The sequence below is a fragment of the Chryseobacterium sp. WX genome (genome assembly GCF_029542485.1).
GTDB classification, from domain to species: Bacteria; Bacteroidota; Bacteroidia; order Flavobacteriales; family Weeksellaceae; genus Chryseobacterium; species Chryseobacterium cucumeris.
In genome coordinates this window covers 41,740-59,579 of the sequence record NZ_CP120710.1, presented here as the reverse complement: position 1 = coordinate 59,579, position 17,840 = coordinate 41,740, and the positions used below count along the sequence as shown (strand labels likewise).

Below are 17,840 nucleotides of genomic sequence, written 5' to 3'. Positions count from 1 at the left end.
TTGTTTCTCGCAGATTACTCAGATTGAGCAGATTTAATACAACATAAACATCTGTACAATCTATGGGAGATATATTACTATTTTTTGTCGTATTACAACATAAAAATAAGTTTGAGCTAAAGCTCATTGAATGGTTTATAATAAAAAACGGGCTAAAGCCCGTTTTTTATTGATATTGATTATCATTTCGTTATGATTATTCTTATTAAAAAAATAGCTTATGCAGAGTTTCTGCTTGCATTAATATTCCCGAACAGTGAACGCGTTACCAGCTTTTCATAAGCTTCTTTGTTGCCTTCTCCTTTCTGAATCTTCATTAAAGCATATTGCTGAATACTCAGCAACGGAAGTACAATCTTCTCGCGGATCTTCACCGATTTTCTGGACAACGGATCTTCTTCCTGAAGCATTTTAAATCCTGTCAGTTCCAGCATAATGTCTCTGGAAAGCTCATATTCATCGAAAAGGACATTCCAGAAAGCACCGAACTTCGGATTATTTTTGATATAGTAAGTCAATGGGAAGTAAGACTTGTTCATACTCATCATGGAGTTCAGAACTAAAGTCTTAAAGAAATCTGACCCTTTGTAAAGTTCCCTTACCTCTTCAAATCTGCCCTGTTCTTTCATCTTTTGCATTGCATATCCAAAACCGAAGAACCCAGGTACGTTCTGCTTCAATTGTGACCATGATCCTACAAACGGGATGGCTCTCAGATCTTCAAACTTCAGTTCGCTTCCGTTTCCTCTTTTTGAAGGCCGGCTTCCGATATTCGTTTTTCCGTAATATTCAAGCGTACTCATTTCCTGCAGATAGGGAACAAACATAGGATGCGCTTTCAGATCTGAATATTTTTTATAGCTGATATCCGCCAACTCAATAATCAAAGCTCTTTCTTTTTCGGTAAGTTCTTTTTTTGAATTTTTGAATACGTCATTTTCTACACCGGCGGTCAGAAGCTGTTCAAAGTTGTATTTTGCCTGTTCTTTATTTCCAAAAATACTGGTAATCGTCTGCCCCTGAATTGTTAGTTCTATTTTATTATTCGCAATTGTTTTTCCCTGAGAAGCATAGAAATCGTGGGTCTTCCCTCCTCCTCTGGCTGGTGGTCCGCCTCTACCGTCAAAGAATACCACTTTAATATTATTCTGCTCGGAAAGTTTTGTCAGTACTTCTTTGGCTTTATAAATTTCCCAGTTGGCTTTTAAATATCCTCCGTCTTTGGTTCCATCTGAGAATCCAAGCATGATCGTCTGCTGATTTCCTCTTTTTTCAAGATGCTTTTTATAAACAGGATTATGATACAGCTCATTCATTACATTTTCTGCATTGGCAAGTCCTTCCATGGTTTCAAAAAGCGGAACAATATCCATATTGATCGCTTCATCCCGATAACCGCAGATTTTAAAGAAGGCATATACATTCATAACATCTTTTACCGCGTCAGAATTGGAAATAATATAACGGTTCATTCCTCTCAGTCCGTTCAGATTCTGGATTTCTGTAACCTGAGAAACCGTTAATAAAGTATCTTTTACAATATCTTCGAAATCCTCCGCATGTACCGTTTCTGACATCTGAATCAGTTTACTGAACTTCTGTTCGTAATCAGCCTCTTCATTTCCGTAAACTTTTGCATATACCTCATCAATAACTTTCTGATGAATTCTGCTGTCCTGGCGAATATCCAGCGTAGCAAAGTGAGTTCCGAAGATCATCACACGATCCCTGAAATTGACCAAAAGATCTAAAAATAAAGAATTATGCTCATTGATCAATATTTTTTCTGCCTCATTGGCTTTCTTTAAAATATCTTCGGCTTTAATGCTTTTCCCGTTAAAAATGGCAGCATACAGCTCTTCACTTAACTGGGTCAACACTTCGGAAACACCTCTGAAACTTAATCTTCTTCTGATAAATTTCAAATGGCTGTAATAAGACTTCAGAATGGCTGAGCGAAGTTCTTCCGCTACTCTTTTCGTTACCTCTGCGGTTACAAAAGGATTTCCGTCTCTGTCTCCTCCCGGCCAGAAACCAAGCTGGATAATATCTTCATGAAGGTGAAAATGTCCGTTTCCAAAAGTCTTTTTGATCTTTGTAAACAGTTCACCGATGGTATCATAATACACATATCTCAGGTAAGAAATAATGCTTAGTGCTTCATCTATCGGAGTAGGTTTTTCTTTATTGACAAAAGGAGTCTTCCCCAGCTGCTGCAGAAGCATATCAATCTGCGTCACTGAATCACCTGTAATCGCTCCTCTCAAATCCTGAATAATTCTTTGTACCGAACTTGGATAAAACTGAGTGGGGTGCGCAGTAAATACAACCTTAACACTGAAATCTTTCAATTTCTCGCGTACTTTTTCAATTTTATGATCCTGAAAAGAACGCTCAAAGAGGTTGGTCACCGTTCCATTATCACTTTCTGAATGGAGATTAGGAAATGCAGCATCCTCAATACTGTCAAACAAAACTACCTGTCTTTCTATATATTGTATGATCTTGAAAAGCAGTTCAAGTTTCTGCTCTTCGTTCTGAAGATCGGTATGGTTTTTAAAGAATTCTTCGACGATATCTTCAGGAGTTTTTCCTGCTTCATAGCCGGTCCTGCTTTCCTCATAAAGAAATGGAAGCAGCATTCCGATATTCGTCATTTTATCATAAGGCAGGCTCATAAATAATGAATTATAGATCTGGAACTTATTTTCCACAATCTGCCTGAATTTTTCTGCGCGTTGGTCATGTATCATACTAACAAATGTAAGCGATTTTGAAATTAATTTAATTGACAAATGACAAAAATAAAAGATGAAAACTATTTTTTAAAAAATTTTATAAATACTTTTTCCAGAGTAAACAAACGATTAACTATGGAATACTTGTATAGGTTTTAAAATTATAGAAATCCATTTTTACTCATTCAGATTTAATATAATTTTGATTAATTTTACTCCTCACACCATCCATCATCCATGAATAAAATATTTACTTTTTTACTCGTAGCCCTTCTTTTCATCTCTTGTGAAAAAGATTGTTACAATCCACCTCTGCCGATACTTTTTAAGTTTGTGGATTCTAATGATGAAAATCTTATTGCCAATGGAACATTGACCACTTATTCAGTTCAGGACGAAGATAACAATAGTGTCCAACTATCCAAAACATCTGACAATATGATCATTGTAGAAAATGTAGGTGCCTATAATGGAACAAAAAAGTATAAATTCTTTTCTAATATTAAAGACTTAGACTTTTCAATACAATCATCAGAATTTAACGGAGGGTGTGATGGCTATCAAATTAATAAATTAACGTTTACAGGTATAGATATTGATGTAACTGCTGAAAAAGGATATTATAAAATTGTACTGGAATAATTCTCTTTCTTACATTTGCACCGGAAACCTACTCTATATGAAAATAATCATCACATTTTCCCTGATTCTCTCCAATCTGTTTTACAGTCAGATCAAGGTTCCCGATGATTATAAAAAAATTCCTGATATCCTCGGTACCGTAGAATATCTCTATCCTTTCATTGTTCCTGATAAAGACTATGCTTACTGGCGTGTTCTGAGTAATGATGCGGACTATGAAAAATCAGTACTCTATGAAAGCCAGGCTCCTGACTTTATGACCATTAATGAACCAGTTCCTGAAAAAGGTTTTTTCCAGAAGTGTATTGGGAACAACTGCTTCTCATACATTCTGGCATGTAAGAATGAAAGATCGGTTTACTTTTCCAGTGAACAGCAGTTAAGAGATTTTATCGGAGCGGTAGACAATCTTCCGGAGGCTATTTTACTGGCTAAAACGTATGGGTATTCTGTGGATACAAGCAATCGCTTTACCGGATCATATAAAATTGAAGACCGCTATATTTCAATGTACCTCATGCAATCTAAGGGTTGTCCGGCTGTGAAAGAATCTTTTTGGGTTAAAATCAACAGAAAAACAGGAAAACTGGAGGCAAAAAGCAATGGCGTGTATGCGAAGGATGAAAACTGTAATTCTTTGTGATTCTTTTAAAAACGCAAATAATCCATTAAGATTTTTTAAATTGATAAGGATAGTTAAGGGAATGCCTAAAGCTATTGTATTGAGCTTTGCTTTTTATTGTCATCTCAGATGAATCTTAATTATTCTTACATTCTTCAAAAATCTTAATGGTTCAAATTTAATAGTACTTCTTTATATATTAATTGCTCCCTGTCCTGAAGCAATCAAATAAGCCTCTTTTAAAGTTTCAGAATAGGTTGGATGGGCATAGGAAATACGGAACATATCTTCTGCAGTCACCTCATATTCCTGAGCGATAACACCCTGAGCAATCAAATCTGCAGCTCTGGCTCCAATGATGTGAACTCCCAGCACTTCGCCATATTTCGGATCTACCAAAACTTTAGCAAAACCTTCCATATCCATTGAAGCACGGGCCCTTGCACTGGCAGAAAATGGAAATTTCCCTACATTGTATGCAATATTATTTTGTTTCAGATATTCTTCGGTATATCCTACTGAAGCTACTTCCGGCCACGTGTACACTACTGAAGGAATGCGGTTATAATGAATATGACGTTTTTGTCCGTTAATGGTTTCCGCTACAAAAACACCTTCTTCTTCCGCTTTGTGAGCCAACATTGCTCCACCAATAACATCTCCTATTGCATAGATAGCAGGCACTGAAGTCTGATTGTTTTCATTTATTTTAATAAAACCTCTCTCGTCCAGCTGTACATCTGTATTTTCAAGACCCAAACCTTTTACATAAGGGCTTCTTCCCACTGCTACCAATATATAATCTGCTTCCAGTTCACCTTCTGTTCCGTTTTTATCTTTAAAAAAGACTTTGCCCTTAGAGCCTACATTCTGGGTTTTATATACAGATTGATTGAGACGGATATCAATTCCTTCTTTTTTAAGAATCTTCTGCATGCTTTTTCCTAACTCATGGTCCATGGTGGAAATCAGATGATCGGCATATTCCAGAATAGTTACTTTCGTTCCGATGCGGTTGAAAATAGACGCCATTTCCACTCCTATCACTCCACCGCCTATGATTACCATAGATTCCGGCTTTTCCTGCAAAGAAAGGGCTTCTGTGGAAGTAATAATCCTTTTTTTATCAATATCTACTCCTGGAATAGTTGATGGTTTTGAGCCTGTAGCAATTATATAATGCTGTGCAGTAATCTCTTTAATTTCAGATTCACTGATAATTTTTAGGGTAGAATTATTGATGAAACTTGCTGTCCCTTTTAACCTTGTAATTTTATTTTTATTCATTAAAAAGTCCAGCCCTCCTGTATTTTTTGAAACTACCTCTGCTTTTCTTTTATACATTTGGGAAAAATCCAGTTCAATAGTATCCAGCCTGATCCCATGTTCCTTGAATTGATGCTGTGCTTCAGCATAATGATGAGTGCTGTCCAATAATGCTTTAGTCGGAATACAGCCCACATTGGTACATGTTCCTCCCAATGTATCATACTTTTCTATAATCACGGTTTTGTATCCCAACTGGGCGCTTCGTATCGCCGCTACATATCCGCCGGGTCCTGAGCCAATTACGGCAATGTCATAATGATCCATTTGATTTATTAATTTTTATGATTAAATTTACTTGCAAAATAAAAGCAAAATTATAATAAACACTTTCATTTTGCAAGCATTATTTTAAAATTAACAAAATGAGTAAAAAACGATCCGACTGCCCGATCAGCTGTTCACTGGAAATGTGGGGTGACAAATGGTCTCTGCTTATTATTAGAGACCTTATGCTGAAAAAGGAATGTACTTATGGTGACTTTCTTAAGGCAGATGAAAAAATAGCTACCAACATTCTGGTCACAAGACTGCAAAACCTTTTAGACAATGGGATAATTGATAAAAAAGACCATCCGGACAGCAAGTTGAAAATTCTTTATTTTCTAACTCAGAAAGGGATTGATCTTATCCCCGTGATCGTTGAAATCAACCTTTGGGGTGATCAGTATCTCACGATCCCTGATGACCGGAAAAAATTACTGGAAGAGATCAAAAAAGATAAGCAAGCCTTTATAAAAAGGGCAAAAGCCTATCTTTCTCCTGAAACATCGCATTTGGATTAGAAAGCAATAAAAAACATTAATCAAAGAAGTTCAAAGCAATAGCTTTCATAAAAATGAATAATAGCAATTTTAAAATTTCATTAACTCACTTTTCCTTTTTCATTCCGTAAATTTGACTTAAAATAAATTTAGAACAATGCTTAATTTCGAGTTTAAAAATCCAACAAAAATACTTTTCGGGAAAGGTGAAATCGCTAAAATTTCCAAAGAAATTCCTCAAGATGCAAGAATATTAATGATTTACGGTGGCGGAAGCATCAAAAATAATGGTGTTTACGATCAGGTAAAAGAGGCTTTAAAAGGACATGAATTATATGAGTTTGGCGGAGTTCCTGCCAACCCTGAATATGAAGTTCTGATCAATGCTTTAAATTTTATCAAAGAGAAAAATATTACTTACCTTCTCGCTGTAGGTGGCGGATCTGTGATTGACGGCACAAAATTCCTTTCTGCAGCAGCCAATTATGACGGTGAGCCATGGGATATCCTGAGAAAGTCGGTAAGAACATTTGAAGGAGAAGGAATGCCTTTTGGAAGCATTCTGACACTGCCTGCAACAGGTTCAGAAATGAATTCCGGATATGTGATCTCAAGAAGAGAAACCCATGAAAAATTATCTTCGGGAGGACCAGGACTTTTCCCACAGTTTTCTGTTCTGGATCCGGAAGTGATCAGAACTATCCCTAAAAACCAGATCGTGAACGGAATTACTGATGCCTACACTCACGTTTTGGAACAATATATGACTGCTCCTTCTTCTGCAGACCTTCAGGAAAGAATTGCAGAAAGCATTCTGATCAGCCTGCAGGAAACTGCTCCTAAAGTATTGGCTGATGATTTCAACTACGATGCTGCCGGAAACTTTATGTGGTGCTGTACAATGGCTTTAAACGGCCTGATCCAGAAGGGAGTGATTACAGACTGGGCAGTACATGCAATGGGGCACGAGCTGACGGCTTACTTCGGTATTGATCATGCAAGAACACTGGCAATTATTGCTCCTTCTCATTACCGTTACAACTTTGAAGATAAAAAAGGAAAACTGGCCCAGTACGCTGAAAGAGTTTGGGGAATCAAAGACGGAAGCGTAGAGGAAAAAGCTGAACTGGGTATTAAAAAACTGGAAGAATTTTTCCACAGTCTTCACATCAAAACCAAGCTTTCCGAATATACGGAAGACTTTAAAGGAACAGCTGAAAAGGTTGAAAAAGCCTTTACAGAAAGAAACTGGCTGGGACTTGGAGAATACAAAAAACTGACTCCGCAGGATGCTTATAAGATTGTAGAAATGAGTTATTAAGGGATTGGGGATACAGGGCACGAGGTTCGAGCTATGTTATTTCGAGATTCGGATGACAGTGTTTATATTAATTTTAAAGTTGAGTATATAAACCCTGAAAACTTGTATCTCTCATCACAATATTCATAAAATTATTTAATTTACAAACATTCGTTTAAAAAATCATTATTTCATTATAGATATTTCAAATTTATTTATATTTTAGCATATTCTTAAATTTGTGAAAATGAAAAAACAGCTACTTTTATTTGCCTTTTCTGCCCTGGCGCTTACTTCTTGTAAAGATGATAATCTTGAAGCTTATGATATGGATATCATGAAAGGAGATTGGAAGGAAGTTAAAAGGGAAGTAATTTCCGGAAAAGATAATAAAACAGTGCTTTATACTGAAACGTTAACCGGATGTGCAACCAAAAATACTCTTTTCTTAAGAACAGATTATTATGTGAGCTACACGGCGTATACGGGAGAAGGGGCCAACTGTACTCCAGCTCCCAAAACTGAAGGAAGATATACCTACGATGCCGATTCAAAAATTATTGGAATTAAACTTGGCGACGAAGGATCTGTCAATTACAGAATTGATATGTTAACAGCCAAAGATCTTAAACTTGCCCAGCAGTCAGGGATCTTTGATATGGATGGAGATAAAATTCCGGATATCCCTTACGTTACCTACAAAAGATAAAATATAAACTCCCGCTAATCGGGAGTTTTTTATTACTTTTATATCTAATTTAAAACTGAATATAATGAAGAAGATTCTATCAGCATTTCTATTGCTGTACTTTGCTATTGCCTTTTCTCAGGAAAAAAAACCGATGTTCTGGCAGGACATCCAGGAATTTAAAAAGCTGGACCAGCAAAATCCGCCTCAAAAGGATGCTATTTTATTTATCGGAAGTTCCTCATTCACCAAATGGACGGATGTAGCGGATTATTTTCCCGGCAAAACAATCATCAACAGAGGTTTCGGGGGATCCAGACTTACAGACCTTAATAATTTTGCAAATGATCTCCTAGCACCTTACCAACCCAAACAGATCATTATTTATTGTGGTGAAAATGATTTTGCTGATAATCATAAGCTAAAAGCCAAAGTAGTCGTTGACCGATTCAAAGCTTTCTACAAAAAGATACGTGAGCGATTTCCTGATATTGAAGTAGATTATATCTCCATCAAATATTCGCCGAGCCGAGAAGTGATCTGGCCACAGATGAAAATCGCCAACAAAAAGATTGCTGCTTTTATGAAAAAAGAACCAAACGCAGAATTTATTGATGTTACCAAAGCAATGGAAGATGCCAACGGAAAGGTAAGAAAAGATATTTTTGTGGAAGATATGCTTCATTTTAAACCGGAGGGATATAGAATCTGGACAAAGATTATCACTCCTTATCTGAAATAAACTACAACCCATGATAAAAAAACCAATAACCATTTTATTCTTTGTTTTACTGTATTCTCTTTCATTTTCTCAGGAGAAGCCGAATGAAAAAACTGTTCTTCAGGAACTTTCAGAAAACGCCTGTAAATGTGCTGATTCTATTGCTTTAGCCAATAGAAAGAAGGAAGATATCATCAAAGATGTTCATGCATGCATTGATAAATACACAGGAGCACTTCAGATCTCAACTCTTTTGAAGGGAGCTGAAAAACAATCTGAAAATGCACCTGAAGTAAATGGAAAAAAACAGGTCAATCTGACATTTGATACCAGTAAAAATTCAAAACAGTATAAAGACAGCTATAATGAACTTGAGCGCTACCTGATGCAAAACTGCGAAAGTGTAAAGAGAGCTACTACAACTATTGAAACAGATTATGACAAGTTCTCAAAAAATAATACAGCCATTGACTTTTATAAAAAAGCCACTGAAGCAGGGAAACGAGAAGATTGGAAAGAAGCCATTCAGAATTACGAACAGGCTGTAAAGATTGATCCAAAATTTATTTATGCATGGGATAATCTGGGAATTACTTATAGAAGGATCGGAGAATATGATAAAGCTCTTAATGCCTACAAACAGTCATTAGCCGTTGATCCAAAGGGTAAAATGCCTTTACAGAATATAGCAATAGCTTATATTTATAAAAAAGAATATCAGAAAGCTATAGATGCCTATAATGATTTTGACAAAGTATATCCCAATGATCCAGAGGTTTATTATGGGATAGGACAAATCTACTTCGCTCATTTAAAAAAAATGAAAAAGGACTTGATTATATCTGCAAAGCTTACAGAATTTATACTGAGCAGAAATCCCCTTACCGTTCTGATGCAGAAGCTGTAATAGGGAGTATCTACAAGGGTATGAAAGAGGAAGGCAAAATGGATAAATTCAAGGAAATTTTAAAGAACAATAACATTCAATTTGATTAAAAAAATAAAAACGATTCCAATACCAGGAATCGTTTTTTTATTTTATTTCTTTCTTTTCGATTTCGAAATTGCTTTCTGCTGCGCTCTGTTGGCTCCAAACTTCTTAGGAGCTTTTCTTTTAGAAGGTCCACCCCAGTTTTCTTTGGTATTTTTAGCCTTTTTCTCGTGAAATGCTCCGCCTCCTTCATTCAGTTTTACCTGTACAGGATTTTTCATCACTACCTGATCTTCTTCGGCAGCGATTTTCTTAGGATTGATCTTAACACCTTCAGGGAATTCATTAAATTTCAATTCTTTGTCCATCAACAGCTCGATATCAAGCAGCAAAGGTTCTTCTTTTTTCGTTACAAAAACCAAAGCTTTTCCTTCTTTATCTGCTCTACCCGTTCTACCGATTCTATGGATATACTGCTCAGGAACTTCAGGGGTCTCAAAATTGATGACATGCGTAATGTTTGAAATATCAAGACCTCTTGCCATGACATCGGTAGTAATCAAGCCTCTGATCTCTTCATTCTCAAACCTTTTCATCGCTTTTAGTCTGTAATTCTGCGATTTATTGGAGTGAATCACATCAAACTGTTCAGGGAAAAGTTCATCGATTTTAGTAAAGAGCAGATCAGCATGCCTTTTATTATTGTTAAAAATCAATACTTTGGACATATCTGTATCATTCTTCAGCAAATGTTCAAGTAAATTGATTTTAGTATTAAAGTTTTCAACTTTGTACCCTGTCTGTTCAATTTTTTCAAGTGGAGTTCCTGATTTTGCCAATGAAATTTCTACCGGACTTGCAAAATATTCATCCAACATATCATCTACTGCTTCTGTCATAGTAGCTGAGAAAAGAATATTCTGTCTTTTCTCCTTCATCATTTCAAAAATGTGGGTAAGCTGTGGTCTGAAACCAAGGTTAAGCATCTCATCAAATTCGTCAATGATCAGCTTCTGAACTTCCTTCAGAGAGATTGCATTGTCTATGGAAAGGTCCATCACTCTTCCCGGTGTTCCTACCAGAATATCACAACCATCATTGAACAATAGTTTTTGAGTATTGATATTTTTTCCACCGTATACTCCGATTACTCTTGCAGTAATATTTTCCGTCAGTTTTTCAAGGATTTCAGTCACCTGTACTACCAATTCTCTTGTAGGAACAAGCACCAAAACAGTTGGATTTCCTGTCTTACTGTATTTCCATGTTTTCAGAACGGGTAAAAGATAAGCCAATGTTTTTCCGGTTCCGGTCTGTGCAATTCCCATTACATCCCTTCCCGAAAGAATAGGCTTTAAGCTCTTTTCCTGAATGGGAGTAGGTTCAAATAATTCCAGATCCGCTAAAACATCAAGAATTTTAACCGGAAGGTCAAAATCCGCAAAAGTGAGTTTTTCCATTTTGCAAAGATAGGTATTTAATTACAAGTTGAAAATTTGAGTTGGCAGATATTAGACAGCAGGTTGCAGAGAGTAGCTATCTGATTATAGGGAATTACTACCAAATACACTGATGTTTCTAGCAACAAATAACAACCAGCAACAAATTAATTACTCATTTACCTTTACACTATTGACTTTGATTTTAATATCATCATCTTCCCATTTACTGGAGGTAACAATAACATATCCTTTCTTTTTAGGATCTTTTTTGATGGGGAATTGATCCTCTTCCCACTGATTACAATGCGTTGAAATAGAAGGCAATAATGGTTTCCAGCCCGTTTTACTTAAAGTATACACATAAAAAGGATGCCAGCAGCTGGTACACCAATTGGGATAAAATCCGATCTCTTCCTTCCCATCACCATTAAGATCTCCCAAATTATACAGACTTCCCTGGTTTGCAGGTGTAATGGTTATAGGTTTTATGTTTTTATCACTGAAATAAATGGTTGTTTCGCACTTTCCTTCACATTCGTCACCACAGTCGCTGACTTTTGTATAGGCGTATTCTTTTGTTCCGTTTCCGTCAAAATCTCCCTGAAGTTTCTCTTCACGTCCCTGTTGAGCCATACAATATGAGCTGAATAAGGTGATTGTTGTTATAATAAGTGTTTTCATTGTTGGTTTAGTTACGAGTTTCGGCGTTCGGGTTACGATTTATAAGTTAAAAGTTAAAGATTTTACAATTTTTCATCCTGCATTATAACGTCAACTATGCAAGTCAAATCACATAATACGTGTATTATTTTCTGGTTACTCTTAGCAGGAGGATTATAACTAAAAGGATTGAAAAGATAAAGCCTAAAACTGCTACTAATGAAAGTTCTCCGATTCTTGGTCCGGACTCGGAAGAAAAGACAATGGCTGTGGCAATGATATTTGCTCCTAAAACCATAGCCAGAATCAGATTGATGACACTGGATTTGATCAGTTGGTTGGTCTTATCTATATTTTTGATTTCACTGGAAACCGTAAATTTATTTTCATCCAGCTTTTGAAGAACGGAACGGAGCTCTTTCGGAATTTCATCCACATTATCCGTGAAATTCATCATCCGGTCCATCCCTGTTTTCAAAAGATTTTTAGGACTGATTTTCTTGGTAAAAATCTTTTTGGTGTAAGGGTGAAGACTTTTAACAATATCAAGATCAGGATTAATACTCCTTCCCACTCCTTCTATCAGGCTGATTCCTTTGAACAGAAGATAGAAATAATCCGGCATATAAAGCCTGTTGTCTTTCAATATATCCTTCATCTTGTTGATAATCACCTGTACATTGATATCCTGTAATGACGAGCTGTGAACAAAATTCAGAATATCATCCACATCATTTTCAAACCTTCTTTCGTCCGGAATTTCATAGCTTATGGCCATTTTTTTGAGTGAACGGACTATTTTATGCGAATTTTTAGCGACAAAACTGACAATAAGATTTTCAAGAATTTCTTTATCATTAGGCTGAATTTTCCCTACTGCTCCGAAATCGATGAAAACAATTCTGCCGTCTTTTCTTACTAAAATATTTCCGGCATGAGGATCGGCATGGAAAAACCCATAGTCTAAAATCTGTGATACAAAGAGTCTCAATCCTGTTTCTGAAACCTTTACAGGATCGATATCATTGGCCAAAAGAACAGATTTATCGGTTACTTTGATTCCATCAATAAATTCCATACAAAGAATATTGTTGTTGGAAAATTCTTCGTACACTTTAGGAACGTATGTTTCTTTATTGTTCTTAAAATTCAGACGGAACTGCTGGATATTATTTTTTTCATTGATCAGAGAGACTTCTTCGAGTAAAGATCTTTCAAAGGTAGAAATAGCCTGTTTCAGATTGAGTTTTTCTCCTATCTCCGAATAAGTGGATATCAGCTTTTCAATATCTTTAATCAACAGTAAATCATCTTCAATGACAGACTGAACATCAGGTTTTCTCAACTTTAAAATTACCGGACTGCCATCCAACAGAACAGCTTTGTACACCTGTGCAATGGAAGCCGTAGCCAAAGGCTTTTTCTGAATTTCACGGAAATAATCTTTGACGGAAATATTGAATTCACTTTCCAGCGCTTCTTCCACATCCATATCTACCGTATCCACTTTGTCCTGAAGTTTTTGTAACTCCTGGATCAATTCCGGCGGCAATAAGTCTTCCCTGTTACTAAATGTCTGACCCAATTTTACAAAGGTAGGTCCCAGCTCTTCTAGAGCGAGTCTTATTCTTTCATAAACGGTTCCTTTTGAAATGATTTCATCTGAATGACCAGAAGCTTCTTCCTGCTTATTTCCATTCATTCTAGCCAGAATATCTTTGAATCCATATTTACTTAATACGGAAATCAGTCTTGCGGATCTTTTCAGTTTTCTTTGAGGCTTGTCAAACATAGTGTATCAATAGTAGGTGCAATTTACTCCAAAAATTGTTCCTATTTTTTATTAAATTCGAGAACAAAAACAATAATAACTTCACCTATGAAAAAAACTATACTCTTGTTCTTTTTCCTCATTATTTCCTCCATCCTTTCAGGGCAGTCTAATTACAACCTTGGATATGCGGAATATATTAATGAACATTACAAAGAAGCAATCTCACTTTTTACTAAGGCCATCGAGAAAAAAGAAAAAACTTTTGACTCTTATCTTTACAGAGGAATGTCTTATTTATATTTGGAGGATATTAAAAATTCGAAAGAAGATTTTGATAAAGTTCTTAAACTGGACCCCAAAAATCGCAGGGTCTATTCTTTTTACGCTACTTATTATTCCTCTCTGGCCGATTTTGGAAAAGCACTGGAGTATTATAATATTGCGATAGAGAGAGATCCTTTAGACTATGATTTATATAGTGAAAGAGGGGGCGTTAAAGCAGAACTGGGAATGTATAATGAAGCTTTGGCTGACGCCAATATTTCAGTAGAAAAACAACCTAAAAATTTCAGCAATTATCTGAACCGCGGATATATAAAAATGCGAATGGATAATTATTCTGAAGCTATTGAAGATTTCAATACATCATTGTCCTTAAAAGAGAGCCAGAAAGGATTTGGAAACAGAGGGGCGGCTTTTGCCTTGCTAAAACAATATGATGCTGCGCTTAAAGATTTAGAAAGATCCCTGCAATATAATTCTGACGACCCAACGGTTCTTTATATTCGTGGGGAAGTGCTGCTAGCTATGGGGCAACAGGAAAATGCATGTAAAAGCTTTCTTAAAAGCAGGCAATTTGGAAATACAGGGATTGATGATGTCATTTCCCAGGCAAAATGCACAGAGCTTAAAAATTAAAAAATTCACACATAATCAATATTTTAAAGGATAATATACATCAATATTAATAAAAACGGGTGGTATATTATAAAAATTAATATATTTACAACATACAAATTAAAACAATTCAAAAGTATTAAAACATGAAAAATTTACGAAACAACAAACTTTCAAGAGAACAATTAAAAGGAATTGCAGGAAGCGGAATCATTATCGGAAACTGCTCAAACCAATGCTGCCCTACAGACGGAAGACCAAAATGTCCTGGACTGATCTGCCCTGCTGTAGTATGCCCTCAGTATATGTAAGACCAGAGTTTATACAGAATTATACGGTACCCGAAGAAATATTCTTCGGGTATTTTTTTTACCCTGAAAAATGCCTATGTACCTCAATTTCTGGCACATTATTTCCATCTGAAAAGAAAAAAATACAACTATATAATTACAACACTATGTTAAAAAAAATTATTTCAGCTGGTCTTATTTTATCAGCAGTTCTGTTTACAACACAAGTAAAAGCACAGGTAGCATCAGCGAGATCTATTGCAGAAGTGGCCACAAAAGAAATAAGTTATTTAGGGCTTACAGAATCACAGGCAAATAAGGTTACAGAGATCAATAAAATGACAGCAGATGCTCTTATTGCTCTTGATAACAAAGCCGGTGACAATAGCAGTTCCCAGAATAATAAAATGATTGCTGACGAATTTGTAAGCATCATTGCCCAGCGTCATCAGGCGATGGAGCAGATTCTTACTCCTGAGCAGATGGCTGTAGTAAAGCAAGACAGAGCAGAAAAGATTGCTCTTTTCAGAACATTGATTATGGTTCCTATTCTGGATCTGACTGAAAGACAGGTTGAGCAGGTATACGAGATCAACTTCAAAGGAGTACAGAAAGTTCAGAAAGATTTTGGAAAGCGTCTCAACAAGAAAAATGCGAGTCCTGAAGATGCTGACAGCAATAAGGCAAAAAAGGTTATTATAAGCGATTTTAAAGTCCTTGATAAAGATTTTAAAAAGATATTAAGCCCGGAACAATATGAGGTTTATAAAAACAATCAGGATTTAATCAGAGAATCTGCTAAAAAAGGATAGTTCGGTCCGTTTGGATAGTAAAATATCTGCGGCAGCTCCGTTGGAGCTGCCGCAGATATTTTTATTTAAGGTAGGTTTCGTAAAGGTCTTTTCTTCGGTCTTTCATTACCTGAACAGAACCGTTATGATGGAGATCTTTCAACAGATTCAGATCTACATCTACAATCAGGGTCATTTCTGTGTTGGGAGTAGCTTCTCCTTTCACGGCATTGGATGGGAAGGCAAAATCGGAAGGGGTAAATACAGCAGCCTGTCCAAACTGAATATCCATATTATTAACCTTCGGAAGGTTTCCTACACAACCGGCAATGGCAACGTAGCATTCATTTTCAATGGCTCTTGCTGCGGCACAGTGGCGTACTCTCATGTAGGCATTCTGAGTGTCTGTAAGATAAGGAACAAACAGAATCTTCATCCCCTGATCGGCCAGAATTCTTGGTAACTCCGGAAATTCCACGTCATAGCAGATGACAAGACCTATTTTTCCGCAGTCGGTATCAAAAACTTTGATTTCATTTCCGCCTTTCATTCCATAATATCTCTTTTCGTTTGGAGTAATATGAATTTTTCTGTATTCATCCATACGTCCATCACGGTGAAGAAGATAGCTTACGTTGTACAATTCATTATTTTCAAAAACAGGCATGCTTCCCGAAATAATATTGACGTTGTAACTGATGGCCAGCTCTGAAATTTTTTCTTTGATTTCCTCTGTCAGCTTCGCCAGCTCTATCATACTGTCCCTTTCGGAAAGATTATTGAAGGGAGCCAGTAAAGGCGTGTTGAACAGCTCAGGGAAAAGGACAAAATCAGATTTGTAATCTCCCATTACGTTTACAAAGAATTCTACCTGCTCGTAAAAAGCTTCAATATCTTTAAAATGCCTCATCTGCCATTGCACCAATCCGAGACGGATAATGCTGTCCTGCATGGTATTCGGCTTTCTGCTGTAATAAATGTTGTTCCACTGCAAAAGAACTGCATTTTCTCTTGAAGCTTCATCTTCCGGAAGATATTTTTTCAGGATTTTTATCGGAAGAAAATTATTGGAAAGCTGGAAAGACAATACCGGATCATAGATCTCCTTATCTCTTACTTTTCGGATATAATTTCTTGCAGAAAGTTCGTGGCTGTATTTGTGATAATTGGGAATTCTGCCTCCAAGAATAATCGATTTCAGGTTTAATAACTCACAAAGTTCTTTTCGTGCATCGTACAATCTTCTTCCCAAACGCAGTTCCCGAAACTCAGGATCTACAAAAACTTCAATTCCGTAGAGAACATTCCCCGTTGAAGTATGGGTATTGAATGTATAATTTCCTGTAATATCACTATAGGTATGGTCGTCCCCGAATTCTTCATAATTGACGATAATGGAAAGCGCTACAGCAGCGAGTTTTCCGTCAACCGTGATACAAATTTGTCCGTTAGGGAATATTTTGGTCAGTTTATCAATACTTTTTTTGGACCATATAGACTCCGACATCTGTGGGTAGGCCCTTTTCATCGTTTCCGCCAGTTCATCATAATCCTGAAGGGTCAGGTTTCTTGTTTCTATTTGCATTTGATGTAATTTTACTTAAATTTAGTGAAAATATTTTACTTAAATCCTTATAGATAACTACTTCCCCAACTATTTATACAAAATTTAACAGTGGATATCACCGAAATTTTACAAGCAGCAGTTCACTCAAATAATTATTGGAAACACTCTGATTTCAGTTCTGTAATCGAGGCGCTTTCATTTCCTTATCGCACTGATATAGAAAAGGAAACAGAAAAAATTGCTATTCTAAATTTGGGAAATAAAACTGTGGGATATATCTGTCTGAATTATCCTCTGATTTTTATAGAAAAGCTATATGCTTTACAGGTAAAAAATATTCTGCATACATTTCGTGATATAGAATATATTATTGTCGATACGCTATCTAATCCGTATTTGACTGTAGATCCTGATATTTATAATGCTTATTTTGATTTTATAGAAAACCTGAATGCTTTTTCTGCGGAAGATTTTTATTTTTACAATGTAAATTAAAAATCATTCTTGTCCGATTAAATTAAATTTTTATTAGTTGATGAAACCATACGCAGTAATTTTACTCATAAGCGTCACCATTATGTTTATTTTAAGAATCTTTTATGCTGATACATCAGTCAATGTTTCGCATAATTTAAACTTGTTTTTAGCATCTGAAATAAAACCCCAGGAAGCAAAAAGTTTTATTTA

The 17,840-nt window shown here is 36.0% G+C and carries 17 protein-coding genes; 11 read left to right on the top strand and 6 right to left on the bottom strand.

Translation table 11 applies throughout. The features are described from left to right. Positions 1-218 precede the first annotated feature (218 nt). Positions 219-2,753 (bottom strand): phosphoenolpyruvate carboxylase, encoded by a 2,535-nt coding sequence (locus PZ898_RS00240; RefSeq protein ID WP_277694481.1) that lies wholly within the window; start codon positions 2,751-2,753, stop codon positions 219-221. Between the two features lie 222 nt (positions 2,754-2,975). Here PZ898_RS00240 and PZ898_RS00235 point away from each other — a divergent pair, with 222 nt between their 5' ends. Further along, positions 2,976-3,380: a hypothetical protein gene (locus PZ898_RS00235; RefSeq protein WP_062670778.1), complete on the top strand. Its 405-nt coding sequence runs from the start codon at positions 2,976-2,978 to the stop codon at positions 3,378-3,380. A 37-nt stretch (positions 3,381-3,417) separates the two neighbouring features. Then, complete coding sequence (locus PZ898_RS00230) at positions 3,418-4,023, top strand: hypothetical protein (protein ID WP_277694480.1); 606 nt, start codon at positions 3,418-3,420, stop codon at positions 4,021-4,023. A gap of 171 nt (positions 4,024-4,194) precedes the next feature. Here the strand turns inward: PZ898_RS00230 and lpdA are convergent, their stop codons facing one another. Further along, on the bottom strand, positions 4,195-5,595 hold the full coding sequence (lpdA, locus tag PZ898_RS00225) for a dihydrolipoyl dehydrogenase (RefSeq protein ID WP_277694479.1): 1,401 nt from the start codon (positions 5,593-5,595) through the stop codon (positions 4,195-4,197). Between the two features lie 98 nt (positions 5,596-5,693). On the opposite strand from lpdA, the gene PZ898_RS00220 reads away from it, so the two are divergent. The 5 genes from PZ898_RS00220 to PZ898_RS00200 all read left to right on the top strand — a co-directional run bounded on the left by PZ898_RS00220 (position 5,694) and on the right by PZ898_RS00200 (position 9,708). Continuing rightward, positions 5,694-6,113 (top strand): helix-turn-helix domain-containing protein, encoded by a 420-nt coding sequence (locus tag PZ898_RS00220; RefSeq protein ID WP_277694478.1) that lies wholly within the window; start codon positions 5,694-5,696, stop codon positions 6,111-6,113. A gap of 136 nt (positions 6,114-6,249) precedes the next feature. Continuing rightward, on the top strand, positions 6,250-7,413 hold the full coding sequence (locus PZ898_RS00215; protein ID WP_120230582.1) for an iron-containing alcohol dehydrogenase: 1,164 nt from the start codon (positions 6,250-6,252) through the stop codon (positions 7,411-7,413). A 226-nt stretch (positions 7,414-7,639) separates the two neighbouring features. Further along, entirely contained in the window at positions 7,640-8,101 is a 462-nt protein-coding gene (locus PZ898_RS00210; protein ID WP_062670787.1) for a lipocalin family protein, read from the top strand. Positions 8,102-8,165: 64 nt separating this feature from the next. Beyond that, positions 8,166-8,822 carry a GDSL-type esterase/lipase family protein gene (locus PZ898_RS00205; protein WP_123277973.1) on the top strand — a complete coding sequence of 219 codons (657 nt, stop codon included), beginning with the start codon at positions 8,166-8,168 and terminating at the stop codon, positions 8,820-8,822. A gap of 10 nt (positions 8,823-8,832) precedes the next feature. Further along, a complete protein-coding gene (locus PZ898_RS00200) occupies positions 8,833-9,708 on the top strand; it encodes a tetratricopeptide repeat protein (protein WP_277694477.1) in 876 nt (291 codons plus the stop codon). 131 nt (positions 9,709-9,839) lie between these two features. On the opposite strand, the gene PZ898_RS00195 is transcribed toward PZ898_RS00200, so the two are convergent. The 3 genes from PZ898_RS00195 to PZ898_RS00185 form a co-directional block, all read right to left on the bottom strand. Further along, positions 9,840-11,192 (bottom strand): DEAD/DEAH box helicase, encoded by a 1,353-nt coding sequence (locus PZ898_RS00195; protein WP_062670791.1) that lies wholly within the window; start codon positions 11,190-11,192, stop codon positions 9,840-9,842. A gap of 150 nt (positions 11,193-11,342) precedes the next feature. Continuing rightward, positions 11,343-11,855: a hypothetical protein gene (locus PZ898_RS00190; protein WP_238590574.1), complete on the bottom strand. Its 513-nt coding sequence runs from the start codon at positions 11,853-11,855 to the stop codon at positions 11,343-11,345. Positions 11,856-11,979: 124 nt separating this feature from the next. Beyond that, positions 11,980-13,626 carry an AarF/UbiB family protein gene (locus PZ898_RS00185; RefSeq protein WP_062670795.1) on the bottom strand — a complete coding sequence of 549 codons (1,647 nt, stop codon included), beginning with the start codon at positions 13,624-13,626 and terminating at the stop codon, positions 11,980-11,982. Positions 13,627-13,713: 87 nt separating this feature from the next. Here PZ898_RS00185 and PZ898_RS00180 point away from each other — a divergent pair, with 87 nt between their 5' ends. The 3 genes from PZ898_RS00180 (at position 13,714) to PZ898_RS00170 (ending at position 15,607) form a co-directional block, all read left to right on the top strand. After that, positions 13,714-14,526 carry a tetratricopeptide repeat protein gene (locus tag PZ898_RS00180; RefSeq protein WP_120230578.1) on the top strand — a complete coding sequence of 271 codons (813 nt, stop codon included), beginning with the start codon at positions 13,714-13,716 and terminating at the stop codon, positions 14,524-14,526. A 125-nt stretch (positions 14,527-14,651) separates the two neighbouring features. Then, positions 14,652-14,816 carry a hypothetical protein gene (locus tag PZ898_RS00175; protein WP_167497813.1) on the top strand — a complete coding sequence of 55 codons (165 nt, stop codon included), beginning with the start codon at positions 14,652-14,654 and terminating at the stop codon, positions 14,814-14,816. 146 nt (positions 14,817-14,962) lie between these two features. After that, complete coding sequence (locus PZ898_RS00170; RefSeq protein ID WP_277694476.1) at positions 14,963-15,607, top strand: hypothetical protein; 645 nt, start codon at positions 14,963-14,965, stop codon at positions 15,605-15,607. Between the two features lie 61 nt (positions 15,608-15,668). Here PZ898_RS00170 and PZ898_RS00165 read toward each other — a convergent pair whose 3' ends face one another. Further along, positions 15,669-17,171 carry a carbon-nitrogen hydrolase family protein gene (locus PZ898_RS00165; RefSeq protein WP_062670801.1) on the bottom strand — a complete coding sequence of 501 codons (1,503 nt, stop codon included), beginning with the start codon at positions 17,169-17,171 and terminating at the stop codon, positions 15,669-15,671. Positions 17,172-17,261: 90 nt separating this feature from the next. Between PZ898_RS00165 and PZ898_RS00160 the strand changes: the two genes are divergently transcribed. After that, positions 17,262-17,648 (top strand): hypothetical protein, encoded by a 387-nt coding sequence (locus PZ898_RS00160; RefSeq protein WP_120230576.1) that lies wholly within the window; start codon positions 17,262-17,264, stop codon positions 17,646-17,648. Positions 17,649-17,840: the final 192 nt, after the last annotated feature.